Source organism: Streptomyces sp. NPDC054770 (assembly GCF_053611985.1).
Map to the genome: position 1 here is coordinate 1 of NZ_JBSHBL010000013.1, position 17,763 is coordinate 17,763.

The following is a 17,763-nucleotide window of genomic DNA, read 5'->3' on the forward strand; positions in this document are numbered from 1 at the left end:
GCTGGGGTGGGGTGACTTCCCGGGGGGGGGGGGCCGGCGGCGACGCCGCCCCCGCAGCCCGGTCGCTCCGAGGCCGGTCCGGCACTCGGTCGCGGTTCAGGTGCCCTGGGGGACGGGAGCCAGCTTCCGGCTCGGGTCGAAGCCCACGATCCCGGCGAGCGTGCCGCCCAGGATCGCCGCGCGGTCCGTGTCGGGGACGTCCACGAAGTTCTCGGCGACACAGTCGGCGCTGCTGCGGAAGGTGCCCTCCGCGTGCGGGTAGTCGTTGCCCCACATGATCGTCGACAGGCCGGTGATGTGGCGGGCCTTGACCGCTGTGGGGTCGTCGGCGAACTGCACATGGATCTGGCGCCGGACGTACTCACTGGGCTTGAGCGGGTGCGGCCAGCGGCTGTTCACGGCGAACAGCCGTCCCATCGCGGGCTGTTCCTTCGGCGAGCGCGAGTCGTCCCAGAAGCCGAGCCACCAGTCGGGGTCCTGGCCGGTGCCGGTCTTCCAGAGTTTGTCCATGAACCCCATGTAGGAGACCAGCCAGCCGGCGCTGTACTCGATGAGGTTGAAGTGCAGGTCGGGGAAGCGTTCGCAGGCGCCGCCGGCCACCAGGTCGGCGATGATCCCCTGCGGACCGGCCGCACCGCTGCCCCCGGCGCTCATGGTGCGGCTCGCCACCATGGCGTCGGTCAGCTGGCCCTTGCCCATGTTCATGGAGGTCATCAGGCCCCGGACCGTGACCGCGGTATCCGAGACGTTCTCCCTGACCTTGACCCCGCCGGTGGCGACATGGAAGAAGACCGGCATGCCGTTGGCCTGGGCAGCGGCCCACACCGGGTCGTACTCCGGCGACCAGTAGGGCACCGGCGGGATGTCGGGCAGCAGGATCGCGCCGATCCCCAGCCGGGCGCACCGCTCGATCTCGGCGACCGCGTCGGGGATGCGGGTGAGGGGGATCGCCGCCGTGGGGCGCAGGCGGTCCCGGTGCGGGAGGTAGCGCTCGGCGAGGTAGTCGTTCCACACGCGCGCATGGGCCATCGACAGTTCGTGGTCATCCGTGAACAGGACGAACAGCGAGAGGTTGGGGAACATGACCGACGCGTCGACGCCGTCGAGGTCCATGTCGCGGATGATGTGCTCCGGCTCCCCGTCCGGGGTCTCCCCGCCGTGCTGGCGGTACTTGGAGATGGTCCAGCCGTCGAAGCCGATGGTGTGGAGCTTCTTGAACTCCGTGTGGCCGCCCGGAACGATCGGCTCGTCCAGGGTGAACTCCTCTTCCCACAGGGCCCGTTCACGGAGGCGCTTGGGCAACCGGGTCTTGAAGAGATCGACCGGCTCGATGATGTGCGAGTCACCGGACACGACAAATTCCTTGAACACAGGCAGTACCCCTTTTCGAACCGCGTCGTTCGCTGCAGGACTCACCCGGGCTTGCCTACGAAGTTAACTGTACCGATCGGTCGAGTCAATAATTGAGGGTACGGAATGTCGCGTCGGCATCGCGTCAGCGGGTGACGCGCGGCCGCAGCGCGCCGGTGGAGCGGCCCCTCAGGGCCGAGAGCCACACGCCGGCCCCGTAGGCGAGGTCGTCGAGACGGCGGGCGACGGCGTAGCGGAGGGGGTCGAGGGGAACCTTTTCGTGCCGGTACTCGAGTGCCACGTCGGCCAGCGCGGCGACCACCACGGCCCTGCGCACCCGGCGGGAAACCGTGCACCCGGCAGCCGTGAGCGGCCACCAGTGGCGGGTCAGCAGCGCGGAGGCCTGCGACAAGGTGCCGAGGGCACCGTTGGCGGTGAGCCGCGCGGCCAGCCGGTACGGATGCCGGGTGCCGTCCAGCTTGCGGGCGATGCGCACGGTGGCCACCCCGAGGACGGCCCCCGCGGCCGGCACCGACCAACGGCGCTGGGCGAGCAGCGCGGTGACGAACACCAGGCTCCACGGGGCGAACACGGCGGGCGCGATGAAGTCCGGGTGCCGCTCGGCGAGGGGCTGGGCCCCGGTCCCGTACACGGCCTTGCGCAGCAGCCAGTCCCCCACGCGCACCCGGTGCTCGTGGGCGGCCCGGACCACCGGCTCGTAGCGGACCCGCAGGCCCGCATCGACCAGCCGCCAGCACAGGTCGACGTCCTCCCCGACCCGCATGCCGTCGTCGAAGCCCTCCCCCAGCATGTCGACCCGCGCCACCACGCAGGCCGAGGACGCCCAGGACACGGGCGTGCCGGGGCGGACCGGCGCCGGATGTGCGCCGAGGTCGAGGGAGGACCGGCCGTTCTCGTACCGTTCGATCCAGGTCGTGGCGGTGTTGGGCAGGCCGGTGATGCGTGGTATGGCCATGGCGACCCGGGGATCGGCGAAGTGCCGGAGCAGGGTCGGGACCGTGTCGGCGTCGAGCACGATGTCGGAGTCGGCGAAGACCACATACGGGGTGGTGACGAGACGGAGCCCGGCGTTGCGGGCGCCGGCGGGTCCGACGTTCGTGGTCAGGGCGACCAGTCGGGCGCCGTGCCGGGCGGCGACGGCGGCCACGGCCGCCGGGCGACGTGAGGCGTCGTCCACCACGATCACCGGATGGTCCGTGCCGATGCTCCGCAGCAGCCGGTCCAGTTGGCGCGGGCGGTCCCGCACCGGGATCACGACCGTGCAGCGGGGATCCGGGGGTACGGGCAGCGCTGCGGCGACGGGGTGGGCCATGCCACACGCCAGCAGCCGGTCCGCGAGGAACGCGCTCGCCGTGTCCCGTACGGGAATCGTCCGGTCCACGAGGAGCCGCCGGGCCCGCGGTGTCAGCCGCAGCAGCCGGGTCGGGAACCCGCCGAGGAGAGCCCTGCCCCCGTCGACGACCCGGGTGTGCCGGTCCAGTTGGACCACGAAACCGATGGGAAGTGTCATGGACCTGCGGCCTCCGGGCGGGTCGGATCGCCGAGACGGCCCTGCTCGTCGCAGGTCCACGCGCTGATCCGGGCGACGGTTGCGGACACCATCGCTGCCATCGCCCGACGGCCCTCCTCGGCCGAGGCGCCGGCGGGATCGCCGAGCACACCGGAGGAGGAGACCGCACGGACGCCCCGGGCCATCAGCTCCGGCAGGAGGACGGAGAGCGGCCGGGTGTCACCGGCGACGGCCTCGTCGAGGCGTACCCGGTCGGGTGTCAGGTGCAGCAGCAGTGCGGTCTCCGCCCGGCCGGCGTGCGCGTCGCCGCCCAGTACCTCGCAGCAGGTCCAGGCCGCGTCGTGGCCCTCGGCACGCAGCAGACCGACGGCCCTGCCGAGGGCGGCCGTGTTGCCGCCGTGGCCGTTGACGAACACGACGCGGCCCGCCCACAGGAACAGCGAGCGCGCCAGCTCCACGATCACCGCGTGCAGCGCCTCGTGCCCGATCGAGACGGTGCCCGGGAAGTCCGCGTGTTCGCCGCTGGCGCCGTACGCGAGCGGCGGTGCCACCAGCGGTGGGCCGTACGGTCCTGTGGCGAGGGCGTCGGCCGTCCGCCGGGCGACCGCGTGGGCGACCACGGTGTCGGTGTCCAGCGGCAGGTGCGGGCCGTGCTGTTCGGTGGACCCGACCGGAACCAGGACGAGCGCACCGGACGGGACGGCCGGCCAGACGGCGTCCGAGAGGTCTCGCAGGCCGGTGTCCTCCGGCATGCTCAGGTGACCGGTGATTCGAGGTGGGCCAAGACGGCCTCGGCGGGCACCGGGAGGTCCCCGCCGCCCAGGGTCAGCGGGAAGCCCGGCGGTATCACCAGATCCCCGGGCCCCAACTCGTCGACGCGGGAGTGCCCGAGGCCCAGCACGGCCGAGTCGAGCCCGCCGCGCAGGATGTCCAGCACGTTCTCGACGCCGGCCTGTCCGTTGGCCGCGAGGCCCCAGAGGCAGGCGCGGCCGATCAGCACGGCACGGGCGCCGAGGGCGAGTGCCTTCGCCACGTCCCCGCCGCGCCGTACGCCGCCGTCGAGGAGGACCTCCACCTGGTGGCCGACCGCCGCCGCGACGGAGGGCAGGACCCGGATGACGGCCGGGGTGGTGTCCAGGTTGTTCCCGCCGTGGTTGGACACCGACAGTCCCGAAACGCCTGCGTCGACGGCCCGTTTGGCGTCGTCCAGCCGGGTCACGCCCTTCAGGAGGAAGGGCCCGCCCCACTCCTCCCGCAGCCACCTGACGTCCTCCCAGGTCGGCGGCGTGGTCTGCATCCATTCGCCGTAGGCGCCGAAGAACGTGGGGGCGTCGCCGCCGGGTGGCCGCAGGTTGGGCACCGTGAGGTCGGGGACCCGGCCGGACCTCGCGTACCGCCACAGCCAGCCCGGGCGGGGCAGGACGTCGGGGGCGAAGCGCAGCGCGGTTCTCCAGTCGATGCGGTCCGGGATGGCCGGACTCCCCCAGTCCCGTCCGTGCGAGAAGGACCAGTCGAGAGTGACGATCAGCGCCTTGGCGCCCGCCGCCCTGGCCCGGTCCATGCGCTGCACCATCGTGTCCCGGGTACCGCTCCAGTACAGCTGGAAGAAGGTGTTCGGATTGGCGGCGGTGACCTCTTCCACCGGTCTGCTCGCGAACGAGCTCAGGCCCATGATGACGCCCCGTCCGGCCGCTGCGTGGGCCACGGCCACCTCCCCTTCCGGGTCCACCGCCTGGACGCCGGTCGGTGAGATGAGCACGGGAAGGGCCGTCGGTACGCCCAGCACGGTCGTGGACAGATCGCGCTCGGCGTGGTGGCCCACGAGCCGCGGGGCGAAGCCCAGTTCGGCGAAGGCCGCGATGTTGGCGTCGATCGTCCGCCCGCGCTCCGAGCCCGCGACGAGCGCGCCGTAGACCGTGCTCGGCAGTCTCCTCTCGGCCCGTCGCTGTGCCTCGGCGACCGATTCGAACCAGGGGTTCCGGCGTCGCATCTGCCACTCCTCGGAGATTCGGAGATCGGGTCCTCAGGTCAGTCGGAGCCCGGCCAGCGGGTCCTGGGCGCAGTCGCTCACCGGAGGCCGGGCCGGGTCCTCGCGGCGGGTGAGGACGAGGTCCACCGGCCGCGGGCGCCGGGAATGGTCCGCGGACGGGCGTGGCCGGCCGTCCCGGCCCCCCGCGAGCCGCTGCTCGCCGTGTCCCTGCACGCACTCGGGATCCGGGCCGTCCAGCGGAAGGCCGGTGAAGAACTTCGCTGCCATGCATCCGCCCTTGCAGGTGTCGTAGAACGCGCAGGAGGCGCAGGCTCCGCCGTGCTGCGGGGCACGCAGTCGCCGGAACAGCTCGGAGTCCCGCCACACTGCGGCGAAGCCGCCCGTCTCGCGGACGTTGCCGGCGAGGAACTCCTCGTGGATGGCGAACGGGCAGGCGTACACGTCGCCGACCGGGTCGATCAGGCAGACGACCCGCCCGGCACCGCACAGGTTCAGGCCGGGGAGCGCCTGACCGTAGGCGGAGAGGTGGAAGAAGGAGTCCCCGGTCAGCACGTTGTCGCCGTGGGCGAGCAGCCAGTCGTACAGCTCGCGTTGCTGCGCGGCCGTCGGGTGCAGGTCGTCCCAGACGTCCGCGCCGCGTCCGGAGGGGCGCAGCCGGGTCAGGCGCAGTTGGGCTCCGAAGCGGTCGGCAAGTGCCTTGAAGTCGTCTAGCTGGGTGATGTTGTGCCGAGTGCAGACCACGGAGATCTTGAAGTTGCGCATTCCGGCGGAGGCGAGGTGCTCCAGCGCCCGCAGCGCCGTGGCGTACGAACCGGGGCCGCGTACCGCGTCGTTGACGTCGGCGGTCGCGCCGTCGAGCGAGATCTGGACGTCCACGTAGTCGTTGCGGGCGAGCCGCGCGGCGGTTTCGGGAGTGATCCGGACGCCGTTGGTGGAGAACTTCACCCCCACGTGGTGTGCCGTGGCGTAGTCCAGGAGCTCCCAGAAGTCGGGGCGGACGGTGGGTTCGCCGCCACCGATGTTGACGTAGAAGACCTGCATGGCCTCCAGTTCGTCGATGACCGCCTCGGCCTCCGCCGTGCTCAGCTCCCTCGGGTCGCGTCGGCCGGAGCTGGACAGACAGTGGGCGCAGGCCAGGTTGCAGGCGTAGGTCAGCTCCCAGGTGAGGCAGATCGGGGCGTCGAGTCCGTGCTCGAACAGGTCGACCAGCCGTGGTGTCCGGGGCGTGGGCCCGACGGTCGTGGGTGCGGTGGTCATGTGGTCCTTCCGACGAGCATCGACGCGTCGGCGAGTGCGGCCAGGGCCCTGCCGTACCGGGCCAGTTCGCCTTCGGCGACGCCTGCGGCCAGACAGGCGGCCCGGGCCGTCCGGGCGTGGGCGAGGTGCTGTACGACCGCGAGCAGCCGGCGGTCCTTGAGGAAGGTCAGCCTTCGGGTGCCGAAGTGGTAGAGCAGCGCACCGAAGGGTTCGGGACGCACCGAGACCTGCGGATGCAGGTCCCAGGCGCGGTCGAGGTCCAGCCGTGTCATCCGGCGACGCCTAGTAGACGCCGCACATGCCGTCGATGGAGATCTCCTCCAGGAGGTCCTCGGCCTCGATCAGTGGCGGCAGGGCACCGTCCTGGTCGTGCTCGGCGTCGAAGGCCGCCTCTTCGGGCACGGTGGAGCGGAGTTCGTTCATGCGACTCTCCCTCGGATGCGGGGAACCCAATGGCACTCGATGCCAGAACCAGGGCGGTCCGCGCCGCCGACTCGTCTGGCGCACCTGACGCTAGGTCACCGCTACGCCGAGCACCCGAGGCTGTCCCGGTCAGCGGGACAGGTCACCGCGCGCAGGGGTCGGTGCGTCTTCAATCACGTGTCCATGAGGCGGACGGAGCACCGGGCCGACCGGGCAAGCGGCGCGGACGTCATCGTGGTGGGTGCCGGCGGCAGCGGTGCCGCACTCGCGGCACGACTGAGCGAGGACGCCGGCCGCACCGTGCTGGTGCTGGAGGCGGGCCCGGTGCCGCGCAGTTCGTCGGTGTTCGCACCCGAGTTGCTGGACGCACGGCTCGTGCCCGGCGCCCAGCCCGGGCACCCGGCCGTCCTGCCGTACGACGTACACCTCACCCCGACGCGTCCATACACCGTCGTCCGGGGGCGCTGGCTCGGCGGCTCGACCACCGTCAACGGCGGGTACTTCGTCCGCGCCCGCCGGGCCGACTTCGCACGCTGGGCGGACGCGGGCGGCGCGGTCTGGTCGTACGACCGGGTGCTTCCGTTTCTCCGCGCTCTGGAGACCGACCTCGACCACGGTGCCGGCGCACTGCACGGCGGCCACGGGCCGGTACGCGTCCGCCGCACGGAACTCCGCCATCCCGCCGCCGTCGCGTTCCGGGCGGCCGCGCATCGGCTGGGCTTTCCCGAGGAGCCGGACAAGAACGCCCAGGATCCGCCGGGGTTCGGCCCGGTGCCGTCCAACGCCGTGGACGGGGTACGCGTCAACACCGGCATCAGCTACCTGCTCGGCGCCCTGGACCGCCCCAACCTCCGGGTGGAAGGAGACAGTACGGTCCGCAGGGTCGTCGTCGAGCGGAACCACGCCACCGGTGTGGAGGTCGAGCGCCATGGGCGCCGCCGAGTGCTCCGCGGTGGCGAAGTCGTGCTCTGCGCGGGGGCGTTCGGCTCTCCCCAGCTGCTCCACCTGTCGGGCATCGGGCCGCGCCGTGACCTGGAGGCCCTCGGGATCGCCGTCGTCAGGGACGCTCCGGCCGTCGGAGCCCGGTTCGGCGACCATCCCCAGGTGGTCCTGGAGTGGGTGCCCCGGCGCCCACTGGAAATGCCCTCCGGCTCATGGCTCGGCGGGGTCCTGCACCTGAGCTCTTCGGACGGGAGCCATCCGGGCGACCTGGAGGTCCTGCAGTCCCTGGTCCCCATGGCCGGGCTGACCCGCGGGAAGGTGTCCGTCCCCGGCGCGCCTCTGGCGTTCCTCGTCTCCGTCCAGACACCGCGGCTGAGCGGCCGGCTGCGCACCCGTTCCGCAGATCCCGCGACACCTCCGGGCCTCGCCTACGGCTATCTGGCGACCGCGGCGGACCGGCGGCGCCTGCGCGAAGCGGTCCGTGTCACCGCCGAGTTGACCGGCACGAGTGACTTCAGGGAGGTCTGCGGGGGTCTCACGGAGCCGACGGCGGCGGTGCTGGCGGACGACCTCCTGCTCGACCAGTGGATCCTCGGGCATCTCGGTACAGCGCATCACACCTGTGGGACGGTCCCCCTGGGCCCCGCGGACGATCCCCGGGCGGCGGTCGACCCCTACGGAAGGGTGCACGGCGTCGACGGTCTGCGGGTAGCGGACACCTCGATCCTGCCGACGCCCCCGTTGCGGGGACCGGCGGCCACCGCCGTCCTCGTCGGCGAGGTGGTCGCCGACGCCATGCGGCGCGGTATGTCCTGAACGAGGCACGACCCAGACAGGCCAAAAATCCGCAGCAGTGGCCGGCAGGCGTGTCCGGGGCGCTGCTGCGAGTTTTCGCGGTGGCCGGAGTGCAGGTGGCTAAGCTTGCTCTTCAACCTCCAGCGTGAGCTGCTTAGGTTGCCCTCACTCGTGGGGTGAACGGCTCATTCGGCTGTGCGAAAGGTTGTTACGCTGCCGCGGTGACCCTGCCGACGGTCCAAGAGACGCGTGCACTGCACGAGAAGTACGCACCGACGCGTGAGGCTCTCGACCTCGTGTACACGCACTGCGAGATCATCTGCCGCATCGCAGAGCAACTCATGGCTCGCACTGTCCTCCAGCTTGATACTGCCCTTGTGCGTGCAGGCGCACTGCTCCACGACATCGGTGTCTACCGGCTCTACGACCATGCCGGACGTCTCGATCACAGCAACTACATCCGCCACGGAATCGTCGGCCACGAGATCCTCCGCCAGGAGGGCTTCCCAGAGCGCCTCCGCCGCTTCTGCTCCTGCCACACAGGAGTCGGTCTCACCGGGCACGACATCCGTGAACAGCGGCTGGATCTGCCGGTAGCCGACTACTTGGCCGTGACCATGGAAGAGCAAATGGTGATGTACGCGGACAAATTTCACAGCAAGACCACACCCCCGAAATTTCTCACTGCCAGCTCCTACACCGCGTACCTGCAGAGATTTGGAAGCGCCAAAGTCCGCACATTCCACCGACTGCAGGTCCAGTTCGGCGAACCCGACCTCACGGCCATCAGAGATGAGTTCGGTCACCGCCAAGCCTGAGGTCGAGTCGAACGATGCCCCGAACATGATCGTTCGTACGGGGATTCCGGGGGCGTGGAACACGGCCTCCGTCTGATCCTGTGCTCCGACCAAAGAGGCACTTGACCAGTACGAAGGCCGTGGAGGAATGAGCCTGCTGCATCACGATGTCCGGCGTGAAGCGTTCGCGGTGGCATCACACTTCCGGGACGACTTCTTCGACTGCCTGACCGTGCGCGGGGACACGCCGTTCGAGCTGACCGACGCGTTGCTGTGCGCGGACAGGCCCGTGACCACACCGGTGGACCTCACACTGACGGCTGAGCACCGGCGCGGGCACGGCGCGATGTACGACGCACTGAACAGCGGGAATGTCGATGTGTCCCAACCGCGGCAGGTGCTGGCCGGGCTGCCGCAGCCCAAGGCCGCCGACGAACGCCTGGTCCTGGCGGTGGACGTCACCCACTGGCTCCGGCCGGACGCGCCGACCAGTCCGGACCGCTTGTTCTGTCATGTCTACGGCCGCAGCTGACGCTCGTCGGACCAGTTCGTGCCCGGCTGGTCCTACTCGTTCGTCGCCGCGCTCGAATCGGGCCGGACCTCGTGGTGCCAGATCCTGGACGCGCTGCGGCTGGGTGAGGCGCAGGCGCCAGAACACGTCGCGGGCGGCGTCGCGGTCCTGGGCGTCGGCGGGTGTCACCGTGATCATCACCGGCAGACCGGGCGTGTCCACGGTGATATGTCGTTTGCGGCCGTCGATTTTCTTCGCGGCGTCGTAGCCGCGGCTGTTGCGGCCGACGGTGGAGGCACCCTTGACCCGACTGGGAGTCGACGATCAGCGTGACCGGGTGGGGGCAGCGGCCCTTGCTGGTACGGATCCGGCACCGAAGCTGGTCACGGATGTAGGTGACGACCCCGGCCCGGTTCCACCGCCAGATAAACCCGTAGACCGTCTCCCACGGGGTTCTGTGGAATCAGCTTTGTCAGGCAGCGGTCATCATCCGGTGACTGTCATCGTCTGCTGCATTGCCGCTGCTCGGACAGCGGCTTCTTCAATTTGGCGTCGGCCAGTCTGGCTTCGGCTCCAGATGAATGCGCGCCAACGACGCGGTGTCTCGCTGCTCCAGTTCCGGAACTCCTCGACCGCGACATTGTCGGACAGGCGCCACCGGATGGTGGGCCCTGAGGCCTCGGGGACGTCGGTGAGACCGACGAGTTGCTCGGCGAGTGCGGAGCTGTCCACCTCGGCTGTGATGCGGTCCCAGGTCGAGACCGTGTCGGTGAGGGCATGGGATTCGATGAGCGCCGGGAGAGACGGGGCGATTTCGAGGAACGTGCCGCCTCCGTCGTCCACTCCGACTCGTCCGTCCGTGTGCACCAGGTAGCGCACTGGAGAGGAGACACGTTCTCCGAACCAATCGAAGTACCAGCCGTGGGTAGAGCCGGTCGCCATACGCTGGCCCAGGTCGTAGTGCCACTCGCGGAGCGTGTCGTGGCGTTCGCCCTGGATGGTGTAACTGCTCCGCACCTGGTAGCGGAGTCCGCCGTATCTCTGCTCGAATCCTTCCCGGCGGATGACGAGCATCATGGGTGTGGGAATCAACTGGCCAACGCGGTCCCGGAGCCGCAGGAACTCTGTGGAGAGTCGGGGTTCCTGCTGATGATCGCGCCGACCGGTTCGTTCGAGCAGACTCTGGGCACGGGTGGAAAGACCGGCGGGGTCATCCAGGATGTGCATCCTGCACTTCTTTTTCCATGTCAGGGTGTGGATTCGTAGGCCCTCACGGTATCGGGTCGAGTCGCTTCGATCCCCCAGAAGTCTGCACGGTGATGGCGCGGGTCCAGGTGATCGGGGTCAGGTTCTCCGCAGCGACGACGTCGCGGACGTGCCGGATGCCGCGGCCGACCTGCGAGCGGGTCAGGCGGGTGGCGGCCATGAGCTGGTAGGTGTGCAGGCCCGCGGGGCATGCTTCCATCAAGGCGACGCGGACCAGGTCGCCGTAGTGCCCGGCCAGGGGCCGGGCCTCCCGGCGCCGCGGCACGGCTACTCCTCGCCTTTGAGAAGCTGCACGAGCTGCTCGTCCAGGGTGAACTCGCCGTTTTCGAGGGCGCGTTCGAGCCAGTCCGCCGCGGCGCGGACCCGGCCGATCTGCCGGCGCACCGTCTCGCGCTCGTCCTCGGTGAACTCCTGCCCGCGCAGCTGCGGGATCAGGCGGCCGAGCGTGGCCACGAAGCCGTGGCAGGAGCCGACCGAGTCGAGGTACTCGATGGTGTGCTCGATCGCACGGACAGCCGGGGTGCGCTCCCGGATCCGCTCGCGCGTCCCGTTCGAGTTGTCGAACTGCGCACGGTTGACGAGCATCCGGGTGGTGTCGTCCCGCATCCCCGTCGGGCCTGGCTGGTCGCGCAGTTGCCCCGGGCCCCTTCTGGGGCGCTGCCGAACCGCAGCGGAATTCGCCGGACCCGCCTAGCGGGCCGCAGCGAGTTCGGCGAGTACTTCGACGGCGCGGTCGATCTCGGCCTCGGTGTTGTAGTAGTGCGGCGAAAGCCGTACCAGCGGGTGGACGTCCCGGTCCTCGGTGTCGAACTGGGTCTGCACCGGGTCGGTGGTGCTGACGTTGATGCCGTGCCCGGTGAGGGCGGCCGCGACATCGGCCGTGGCCATGTTGTCGACCTTGCAGGTGACGATCGCGCACCGCTGCCGCCCGAGGTCGTAGGTGGTGATGCCGGGCACGGCGTCCAGCCGGTCGCGCAGACGGGCGCCGAGGGCGAGGGTGCGTCGGCCGATCTCGTCCATGCCGAGGTCCAGGGCCTGCTGGACGGCGGCGCTCAGACCCAGGACGTTGGCGTAGGCGACCTCCCATGTCTCGAAACGCTGCGCACCGTCGTGCCAGGTGAAACCGCGCTTGCCGTCCCAGGTGGCCGCGGCGATCTCGGTCACGTGCGGCTCCAGATATGCCAGTGCCTCGGGGCGCACCCACAGGAAGCCCGTGCCGCGCGGGCCGCGCAGGAACTTGCGGCCGGTGGCGGTGAGCATGTCGCAGCCGAGCTCGGTGACGTCCACGGGGAACTGGCCGACGGACTGGGTGGCGTCGAGGAGGAAGGGAACGCCGGCGGCACGGGTGATGCGTCCGATCTCGGCGGCCGGGTTGACCAAACCGCCGCTGGTGGGGACGTGGGCGATGCCCACCAGCTTGGTGCGGTCGTCGATCAGGTTCGCGAGGGCGGCGGTGTCGAGCCGGCCGGACTCGTCGTTGGGGACGACGACGACCTCGGCTCCGGTGCGCTGGGCTGTCTGCAGGTAGGCCAGAACGCTGCTGCCGTACTCGGCCCGGCCGGTGAGGATGCGGTCGCCCGGCTTGAACGTCATGGAGTAGAACGCGGCATTCCAGGCGTGGGTGGAGTTGTCGAACAGCGCGATCTCCTCCGCCTGCCCGCCCACCAGTCGGGCGATGCGCCCGTAGACGGCATCAATGCGGTCCCGTTCCTGGCCCGCGGCCTCGTAGCCGCCGATCGCGGCCTCCAGTTCCAGATGGGACGTCATGGCCCCGAGTGTCTGACGCGACAGCAGGCCTGCGCCCGCGTTGTTGAGGTGAATCCGGTTCGCGGTGCCCGGGGTGTCCTGGCGGAGCGCCTCGATGTCCATGCCCTTTATTTCCCATCCGTACGGTGCTGCTCTGCCTTCACGGTCCCAAAGCACCTCTCTTGAGTAAAGTGAATGTTTCTGGAGTAGACAGGTAAAAGAATCTGATGAATGAGGTGAGGGGCGTGTACAACATGCGTCGCCTGGCGGTGCTGCGGGAGCTGAAGTACCGCGGCACGCTGGCTGCTGTCGCCTCGGCCATGTCCTACAGTCCCTCGGCTGTCTCCCAGCAACTGACGCTGCTGGAGTCCGAAGTCGGCGCTCCGCTGCTGGAGCGGGAAGGCCGGGGGGTCCGGCTGACACCGCAGGCGGAGATCCTCGTCGCCCGCACGGAGAAGGCGCTGCGGGAGCTGGAGCGCGCCGAGGCGGAGATCGCGGCCTCGTTGCGGGAGGTGTCCGGGACGATCAGGGTGGCGGCCTTCCAGACCGCGATGCTCGCACTGATGCCCGTCGCATTGACCTGGCTGCGGGAGAACCATCCCCGGACAAGGGTGGAGGCCACCCAGGCCGAGCCCCACACCTCGCTGCCCGGTCTGCTTGCCCGGGACTTCGACCTCGTGATCGACGAGACGTTTCCCGGGCACGCGCCACCGGCTCGCGCCTCCGAGTTCGAGCACCACCTGCTGTGCGAGGACGCCATGCGGCTGGCAACCCCGGCACCCGTGGTGTCGCTCGCTGATCTGGCCGAGCACCCCTGGGTGATGGAACCCGCCGGCACGCCCGCCCGGGCCTGGGCGGCGGCCGTCTGTCACGCCGCCGGGTTCGAGCCCGACGTCGCTTACGTGTCCGCGGACATGCTGGTCCACGCACGGCTGGTCGAGCAGGGACACGCGGCGGCCTTCCTGCCCGACATGCTGTGGTTCGACCGCACCCCCGGCGTCATCCTCGACGGCTCCGCCGGCCACACGCGCACCGTACTCGCGACCGTACGCGCCGGAGCCGGGGAGCACCCCCTGATCCAGGCCTTCCTCACCGCGATCCGCTACGCGATCGGCGAACCGCCCGCCCGCACCGGCCTTACGCCCGAAGGGCCGACTCCGCGTATCCGGCGGCGAGTTGGCGGATGGCCAGATCCAGCAGACGGCACAGGTCGGCGTCCTCGTCCGTGAGCCACTGCTCGTAGGCGGCGACACACGCGGCCAGGACGGTACTGCCGATCAGCCGGGGCAGCAGGTCGGACACGGGCCGGTTCAGGCGCCGTGCGGCGAACTCGGTGACGAGCGCTCGCCATGACGCGTAGCGCACGGCCGAGTCCGCCTGCAGTGTCGGCACCCGCAGGATGAGCGTCATGCGCTGCCGGTGCCAGGGCACGACCGCCGGGTCGAACCGGTTGAACTCGACGACCGCCTTGCGCAACGCGTCCATCATCGGCACCTCCGGATCAGCGGCCGCGAGCGGGGCCTCAAGCCTGGCCAGTTGCTTTTCGAAGTCGCCCCACACGAGGTCGTTCTTGGAGGCGAAGTAGCGGAAGAAGGTGCGGCGGCCGATACCCGCCGTGTCGGCGATGTCGTCGACCGTCGTGCCGTCGAACCCCTGCCGCGCGAACAGTTCGAAGCCCAGTCGTTCGAGTACGGCGCGCGACGTCGCGCGAGGCCGGCCCGTCCGGATCGTCGCCGTACCGGCCGCCGCGTCGTTCCCGAGCGACTTCATCCGCGGTCCTCTCTTTCGACGCCGGCACCAGCACCGCACACGGTGCACGCGCCGGCGGGCGGCCTGCCGTGCACGCGTTCGCCGGGCGGTTCGACCGGTCGACACAGACAAGCGCCGGTCCTCGTCGGCCTCGGTGGAGCCGGCTACACCCCCGGTCGGGGAGCCCACGTCCTCGTTCGGATCGACGGGCGACGGGATCGTGGAAACCAGCCGCTCATCGCGGTTCACCATGCTCCGCCCGGAAGGAAACCGCCATGACCCCGACGCTCTCGTCGAAGCCGGTGACGGCACGGACAGCGTCGTTCGTGCCGGTGTCGGTGCCGCGCCGGACTCCGGACGCCCCTGGACCGCTGGCTTCGTTCGTCCGGTTCGTGGCGTGTGGCGGAGGTGTCGGTCTCGCCTCCGGCCCAGCCGTGACGCTGCTCGCCCTCTCGATGCCCTGGGCGGTGGCGAACGCGCTGGTGACGGTCGCGACGACCCTCCTGTGCACGGAGCTGCACGCCCGCTTCACCTTCGGGACCGGGCGGCGTGCCGGGTGGCGGCAGCACTGGCAGTCGGCCGGGTCGGCCACCGCCGCCTACGCCCTGACCTCGGCCGCGGTGCTCGTCCTGCACACCGTGCGGCCGTCCAGCGGGGTGATGTGGGAGCAGGTCGTCTACCTCGGCGCTTCCGGGCTCGCGGGCATCGGGCGCTTCGTCGTGCTGCGCCTGTGGGTCTTCGCCGAGCGGAAACGCACCGGCGCGGTGTCGCGGCATCACGAACGCCCGGCGGGGCTGGAGCCACAGCTCCGCAATCCCCGCGCCATCGCGTTGCCCGTCCCCTCCTGACAGGCGCCCGCCCTGCCGTGCGGCCGATCCGGACGAGTGGTGGGCCGGCCGCACAGCCGTCGTACGGGCGGGGCTACTTGAAGGTCGTGACCCGCCTGCGGAACTTCCATACGTCACCCACGCGGACCAGGGTGTCCTCGTAGGTCCCGACGAGTTGGACGGCCCAGCCCTCCTCGCCTCGGACGAAGAACACCAGGTTGCTGCTGGCGGTGACCTCGTCTCCGGGAGGGGAGGTCAGGAGGGTGTTGCCGACGAGGTGCAGCTGCGGAGCCTGCGGTGTGAACGCCGCGTAGGCCTTGCCGATGGCCTCCCGGCCCTCGAAGGTGCCCTGACCGGTGATCTCGGCGACGCCGTCCTCGGTGAACAGGTCGGGGATGGCCTCGGTGCGGCCCGCGTCGATGGCGTGGGCGTAGGCGGCGATGGCGGTCTGTACACCGGCCAGGACTGCTTCGGCGGAAATGGTCATCTGTCTTCTTCTCTCCCAGGGTGAATTCGACGGGCGGGCGGAGTGGGTGGAGGCGGGCAGCTAGGCCTGGTAGGTGGTCCTGCGACGGTGCAACAGCCATGTGCCGTCGATGCGGCGGAAGGTGTCGTCGTAGCGGCCCACGAGCTGCGGGGCCCAGCCCGGCTCCGCGCGCAGGAAGAAGACCACGTCGCTCACCGCCGTGGCCTCGTCCCCGGCGGCGGAGGTGACGACGGTATTGGTCACGACATGCAGCTGCGGCCGTGTCGGGGCCCAGCCCTTGAAGGCCTCCCGGATCCCGTCGTGACCCTCGACGGGATCCATGCCCGGTACTTCGAGAACGCCGTCGGGCGTGTACAACGCGACGACCTCATCGGTACGGCCGGCGTCCTGCGCCTGGGCGTGGGCCCCGATCACGGCCCGCACACCCTCCGCGACCCACGCCTGTGTGGCTTCGCTCATTCTCTCTCCAAGGTCGGACGGGCCTGCGCTCGGCAGCAGCACCCCACCACTTCTTTCGACCACTCAGTCTATTGCTGCGGGAGAGGGAAAAGGGAGAGGTCATTCGCATTAAACTCAACTCATTGACCGATCGGTACAATCTGAATAGCATGCCCACGGCTGTCACCGGGACTGTCGCCGAAGGAGGCGTAATCGTGACGAAGCGTTGGAAGCAGCGTCCGCCGGGCTCGACGTGGGGCGACTGGGGTGACGACGACGAGCTGGGCCGCATCAACCTGCTGACCCCCGAGAAGGTCCTCCAGGGCGTGCGTGAGGTCGAGCACGGAATCAGCTTCAGCCTGAGCCTGCCGCTCGACTATCCCGGCGGCTCGGCCATGAACCAGCGACGCTACCCGCCGATTCTGAGGCCCACCGAGGACCTGGCGCACAAGCAGGACGTCTTCTACAACGTCGTCGCACGCGAACAGATCTCACCCGAGCTCATCGACGTGTGGTCCGACGACGTGGTCACCCTCTGGCTGCAGTACTCGACCCAGTGGGACTCCCTCGCCCACCAGGGTGCCGAGTTCGACACCGACGGCGACGGGGTGGCCGAGCCCGTCTACTACAACGGATACCGCGCGGGCACCGACATCGTCGGACCGCAGGAGGACGTCAAGGGCGACGGCAGCGGGAGCCTCAGCCACGCCCGCCACCTGGGCCTGGAACACATGGCGGAGCACGGCGTGCAGGGCCGGGGGGTCCTGGTCGACCTGGCACACCATCTGGGCACGGGCTACCAGGCGGTGAACTTCAAGACGCTTCAGGACATCATGGCCGCGGACGACGTCGTCGTCGAACCCGGCGACATGCTGCTGCTGCACACCGGTTTCGCCACCCAGATCCTCGCCTGGGGCAAGAACCCCGACCCCGTGGCGATCCATCAGACCGCCGCCTACCTGGACGCCGACGACCCCGCGCTGCTCGACTGGATCACCGAGTCGCAGATCTCGGCGCTGGTGGCGGACAACTACGCCGTCGAAGGCGTGGCCGTCACACAGGCCCAGGGCCCGCACACGCTGCTGCCGATCCACCACCTGTGCCTGTTCAAGCTGGGCGTTCCCCTCGGCGAACTGTGGTACCTGCACGAGCTGGCCGGCTGGCTGCGCGAGCACGGCCGCAGCAGGTTCCTGTTGACGGCTCCCCCGCTGAACCTGCCCGGCACCCAGGGCAGTCCGCTGACACCGGTCGCGACCGTCTGAACCACGGACTCGACCGGGGTCCGCCGTGGGCCCGACCAGTCCTGCCCGAGCGGCCGGGCCCACGGCGGACGCACCAGGGGCGGCCCGGATCCCGGCGGCGGATCTTCCACCCCGTCGACACATGCGGGAAACCGGGGAACTTCGTCGCCCTGTACGGTTCGTGGAGTTCGGACACCCGGTCCTCGAACCGTCGGATGCGTCACCTGCGGCGGTACATTGACGCCAGGTCGTCCACGCGTCCGGAGCCGATGCCGGCGCACTGGAGCGCCGGACCCGTGGGCCCGGCGCGTCGTCGCCATGCCCCGGCAGACGGTGCGGGCTTGAGACGACGGGTTTCCATGGTTTAATGTACCGATTGGTCCAGTAAAAGCAAGCGGCGCCCCGTGATCCGC

Annotated in this window: 19 protein-coding genes and 2 pseudogenes; 6 read left to right on the forward strand and 15 right to left on the reverse strand. The window is 70.2% G+C overall.

Features of this window, described 5'->3' with window-relative positions; genetic code table 11:
• Positions 1-96 precede the first annotated feature (96 nt).
• From ACWGKQ_RS14260 to mftA, 7 genes are all read right to left on the reverse strand, one after another.
• Entirely contained in the window at positions 97-1,353 is a 1,257-nt protein-coding gene (locus ACWGKQ_RS14260; RefSeq protein WP_453292204.1) for an amidohydrolase family protein, read from the reverse strand.
• 142 nt (positions 1,354-1,495) lie between these two features.
• Complete coding sequence (gene mftF / locus ACWGKQ_RS14265) at positions 1,496-2,881, reverse strand: mycofactocin biosynthesis glycosyltransferase MftF (protein WP_453292205.1); 1,386 nt, start codon at positions 2,879-2,881, stop codon at positions 1,496-1,498.
• A complete protein-coding gene (mftE, locus tag ACWGKQ_RS14270; protein WP_453292206.1) occupies positions 2,878-3,633 on the reverse strand; it encodes a mycofactocin biosynthesis peptidyl-dipeptidase MftE in 756 nt (251 codons plus the stop codon). The genes mftF and mftE overlap by 4 nt, the downstream gene beginning before the upstream one ends.
• Positions 3,634-3,635: 2 nt before the next feature.
• Complete coding sequence (gene mftD / locus ACWGKQ_RS14275) at positions 3,636-4,871, reverse strand: pre-mycofactocin synthase MftD (RefSeq protein ID WP_453292207.1); 1,236 nt, start codon at positions 4,869-4,871, stop codon at positions 3,636-3,638.
• 33 nt (positions 4,872-4,904) lie between these two features.
• Complete coding sequence (gene mftC / locus ACWGKQ_RS14280; RefSeq protein WP_453292208.1) at positions 4,905-6,128, reverse strand: mycofactocin radical SAM maturase; 1,224 nt, start codon at positions 6,126-6,128, stop codon at positions 4,905-4,907.
• On the reverse strand, positions 6,125-6,400 hold the full coding sequence (gene mftB, locus ACWGKQ_RS14285; protein WP_453292209.1) for a mycofactocin biosynthesis chaperone MftB: 276 nt from the start codon (positions 6,398-6,400) through the stop codon (positions 6,125-6,127). Before mftB ends, mftC begins: the two co-directional genes overlap by 4 nt.
• Positions 6,401-6,410: 10 nt before the next feature.
• Positions 6,411-6,551, reverse strand: coding sequence for a mycofactocin precursor MftA (gene mftA / locus ACWGKQ_RS14290; RefSeq protein ID WP_453292210.1), 141 nt, complete (start codon positions 6,549-6,551; stop codon positions 6,411-6,413).
• A 183-nt stretch (positions 6,552-6,734) separates the two neighbouring features.
• Between mftA and mftG the strand changes: the two genes are divergently transcribed.
• The 3 genes and pseudogenes from mftG to ACWGKQ_RS14305 all read left to right on the forward strand — a co-directional run.
• Positions 6,735-8,309 carry a mycofactocin dehydrogenase MftG gene (mftG, locus tag ACWGKQ_RS14295; RefSeq protein WP_453292211.1) on the forward strand — a complete coding sequence of 525 codons (1,575 nt, stop codon included), beginning with the start codon at positions 6,735-6,737 and terminating at the stop codon, positions 8,307-8,309.
• A 200-nt stretch (positions 8,310-8,509) separates the two neighbouring features.
• Positions 8,510-9,106 carry an HDIG domain-containing metalloprotein gene (locus ACWGKQ_RS14300; protein WP_453292212.1) on the forward strand — a complete coding sequence of 199 codons (597 nt, stop codon included), beginning with the start codon at positions 8,510-8,512 and terminating at the stop codon, positions 9,104-9,106.
• 127 nt (positions 9,107-9,233) lie between these two features.
• Positions 9,234-9,722: pseudogene (locus ACWGKQ_RS14305) on the forward strand (transposase); the annotation flags it as partial.
• Between the two features lie 30 nt (positions 9,723-9,752).
• Here ACWGKQ_RS14305 and ACWGKQ_RS14310 read toward each other — a convergent pair.
• The 5 genes and pseudogenes from ACWGKQ_RS14310 to ACWGKQ_RS14330 form a co-directional block, all read right to left on the reverse strand.
• A pseudogene (locus ACWGKQ_RS14310) lies at positions 9,753-9,902 on the reverse strand (transposase); the annotation flags it as partial.
• A gap of 180 nt (positions 9,903-10,082) precedes the next feature.
• Positions 10,083-10,823 carry a hypothetical protein gene (locus tag ACWGKQ_RS14315; RefSeq protein WP_453292213.1) on the reverse strand — a complete coding sequence of 247 codons (741 nt, stop codon included), beginning with the start codon at positions 10,821-10,823 and terminating at the stop codon, positions 10,083-10,085.
• 43 nt (positions 10,824-10,866) lie between these two features.
• Entirely contained in the window at positions 10,867-11,127 is a 261-nt protein-coding gene (locus ACWGKQ_RS14320) for a hypothetical protein (RefSeq protein ID WP_453292214.1), read from the reverse strand.
• A 2-nt stretch (positions 11,128-11,129) separates the two neighbouring features.
• Entirely contained in the window at positions 11,130-11,468 is a 339-nt protein-coding gene (locus tag ACWGKQ_RS14325; RefSeq protein WP_453292215.1) for a DUF6192 family protein, read from the reverse strand.
• 84 nt (positions 11,469-11,552) lie between these two features.
• A complete protein-coding gene (locus ACWGKQ_RS14330; RefSeq protein WP_453292216.1) occupies positions 11,553-12,731 on the reverse strand; it encodes an aminotransferase class V-fold PLP-dependent enzyme in 1,179 nt (392 codons plus the stop codon).
• 122 nt (positions 12,732-12,853) lie between these two features.
• On the opposite strand from ACWGKQ_RS14330, the gene ACWGKQ_RS14335 reads away from it, so the two are divergent.
• Positions 12,854-13,837: a LysR family transcriptional regulator gene (locus tag ACWGKQ_RS14335; RefSeq protein WP_453292217.1), complete on the forward strand. Its 984-nt coding sequence runs from the start codon at positions 12,854-12,856 to the stop codon at positions 13,835-13,837.
• Here ACWGKQ_RS14335 and mftR read toward each other — a convergent pair.
• Positions 13,746-14,378 (reverse strand): mycofactocin system transcriptional regulator, encoded by a 633-nt coding sequence (gene mftR, locus ACWGKQ_RS14340; protein WP_453292218.1) that lies wholly within the window; start codon positions 14,376-14,378, stop codon positions 13,746-13,748. The genes ACWGKQ_RS14335 and mftR overlap by 92 nt on opposite strands.
• Before the next feature lie 254 nt (positions 14,379-14,632).
• Here mftR and ACWGKQ_RS14345 point away from each other — a divergent pair, with 254 nt between their 5' ends.
• Positions 14,633-15,205, forward strand: a complete 573-nt coding sequence (locus ACWGKQ_RS14345) for a GtrA family protein (protein ID WP_453292219.1) — start codon at positions 14,633-14,635, stop codon at positions 15,203-15,205.
• A gap of 73 nt (positions 15,206-15,278) precedes the next feature.
• Here the strand turns inward: ACWGKQ_RS14345 and ACWGKQ_RS14350 are convergent, their stop codons facing one another.
• The gene (locus tag ACWGKQ_RS14350; RefSeq protein ID WP_453292220.1) at positions 15,279-15,671 is read right to left on the reverse strand and encodes a nuclear transport factor 2 family protein; all 393 of its coding nucleotides are present in this window, start codon (positions 15,669-15,671) and stop codon (positions 15,279-15,281) included.
• 60 nt (positions 15,672-15,731) lie between these two features.
• Complete coding sequence (locus ACWGKQ_RS14355; protein ID WP_453292221.1) at positions 15,732-16,130, reverse strand: nuclear transport factor 2 family protein; 399 nt, start codon at positions 16,128-16,130, stop codon at positions 15,732-15,734.
• Between the two features lie 194 nt (positions 16,131-16,324).
• Here ACWGKQ_RS14355 and ACWGKQ_RS14360 point away from each other — a divergent pair, with 194 nt between their 5' ends.
• Positions 16,325-17,371, forward strand: a complete 1,047-nt coding sequence (locus tag ACWGKQ_RS14360; protein WP_453292222.1) for a cyclase family protein — start codon at positions 16,325-16,327, stop codon at positions 17,369-17,371.
• The last annotated feature ends 392 nt before the right edge of the window (positions 17,372-17,763 follow it).

Excerpts from the sequence above, each read along its gene's own strand:
- mftF (WP_453292205.1), bottom strand. The coding sequence starts at position 2,881 with ATGACACTTCCCATCGGTTTCGTGGTCCAACTGGACCGGCACACCCGG.
- mftE (WP_453292206.1), bottom strand. The coding sequence starts at position 3,633 with ATGCCGGAGGACACCGGCCTGCGAGACCTCTCGGACGCCGTCTGGCCG.
- mftD (WP_453292207.1), bottom strand. The coding sequence starts at position 4,871 with ATGCGACGCCGGAACCCCTGGTTCGAATCGGTCGCCGAGGCACAGCGA.
- mftC (WP_453292208.1), bottom strand. The coding sequence starts at position 6,128 with ATGACCACCGCACCCACGACCGTCGGGCCCACGCCCCGGACACCACGG.
- mftB (WP_453292209.1), bottom strand. The coding sequence starts at position 6,400 with ATGACACGGCTGGACCTCGACCGCGCCTGGGACCTGCATCCGCAGGTC.
- mftA (WP_453292210.1), bottom strand. The coding sequence starts at position 6,551 with ATGAACGAACTCCGCTCCACCGTGCCCGAAGAGGCGGCCTTCGACGCC.
- mftG (WP_453292211.1), top strand. The coding sequence starts at position 6,735 with ATGAGGCGGACGGAGCACCGGGCCGACCGGGCAAGCGGCGCGGACGTC.
- ACWGKQ_RS14315 (WP_453292213.1), bottom strand. The coding sequence starts at position 10,823 with ATGCACATCCTGGATGACCCCGCCGGTCTTTCCACCCGTGCCCAGAGT.
- ACWGKQ_RS14325 (WP_453292215.1), bottom strand. The coding sequence starts at position 11,468 with ATGCGGGACGACACCACCCGGATGCTCGTCAACCGTGCGCAGTTCGAC.
- ACWGKQ_RS14330 (WP_453292216.1), bottom strand. The coding sequence starts at position 12,731 with ATGGACATCGAGGCGCTCCGCCAGGACACCCCGGGCACCGCGAACCGG.
- mftR (WP_453292218.1), bottom strand. The coding sequence starts at position 14,378 with ATGAAGTCGCTCGGGAACGACGCGGCGGCCGGTACGGCGACGATCCGG.
- ACWGKQ_RS14345 (WP_453292219.1), top strand. The coding sequence starts at position 14,633 with ATGACCCCGACGCTCTCGTCGAAGCCGGTGACGGCACGGACAGCGTCG.
- ACWGKQ_RS14350 (WP_453292220.1), bottom strand. The coding sequence starts at position 15,671 with ATGACCATTTCCGCCGAAGCAGTCCTGGCCGGTGTACAGACCGCCATC.
- ACWGKQ_RS14355 (WP_453292221.1), bottom strand. The coding sequence starts at position 16,130 with ATGAGCGAAGCCACACAGGCGTGGGTCGCGGAGGGTGTGCGGGCCGTG.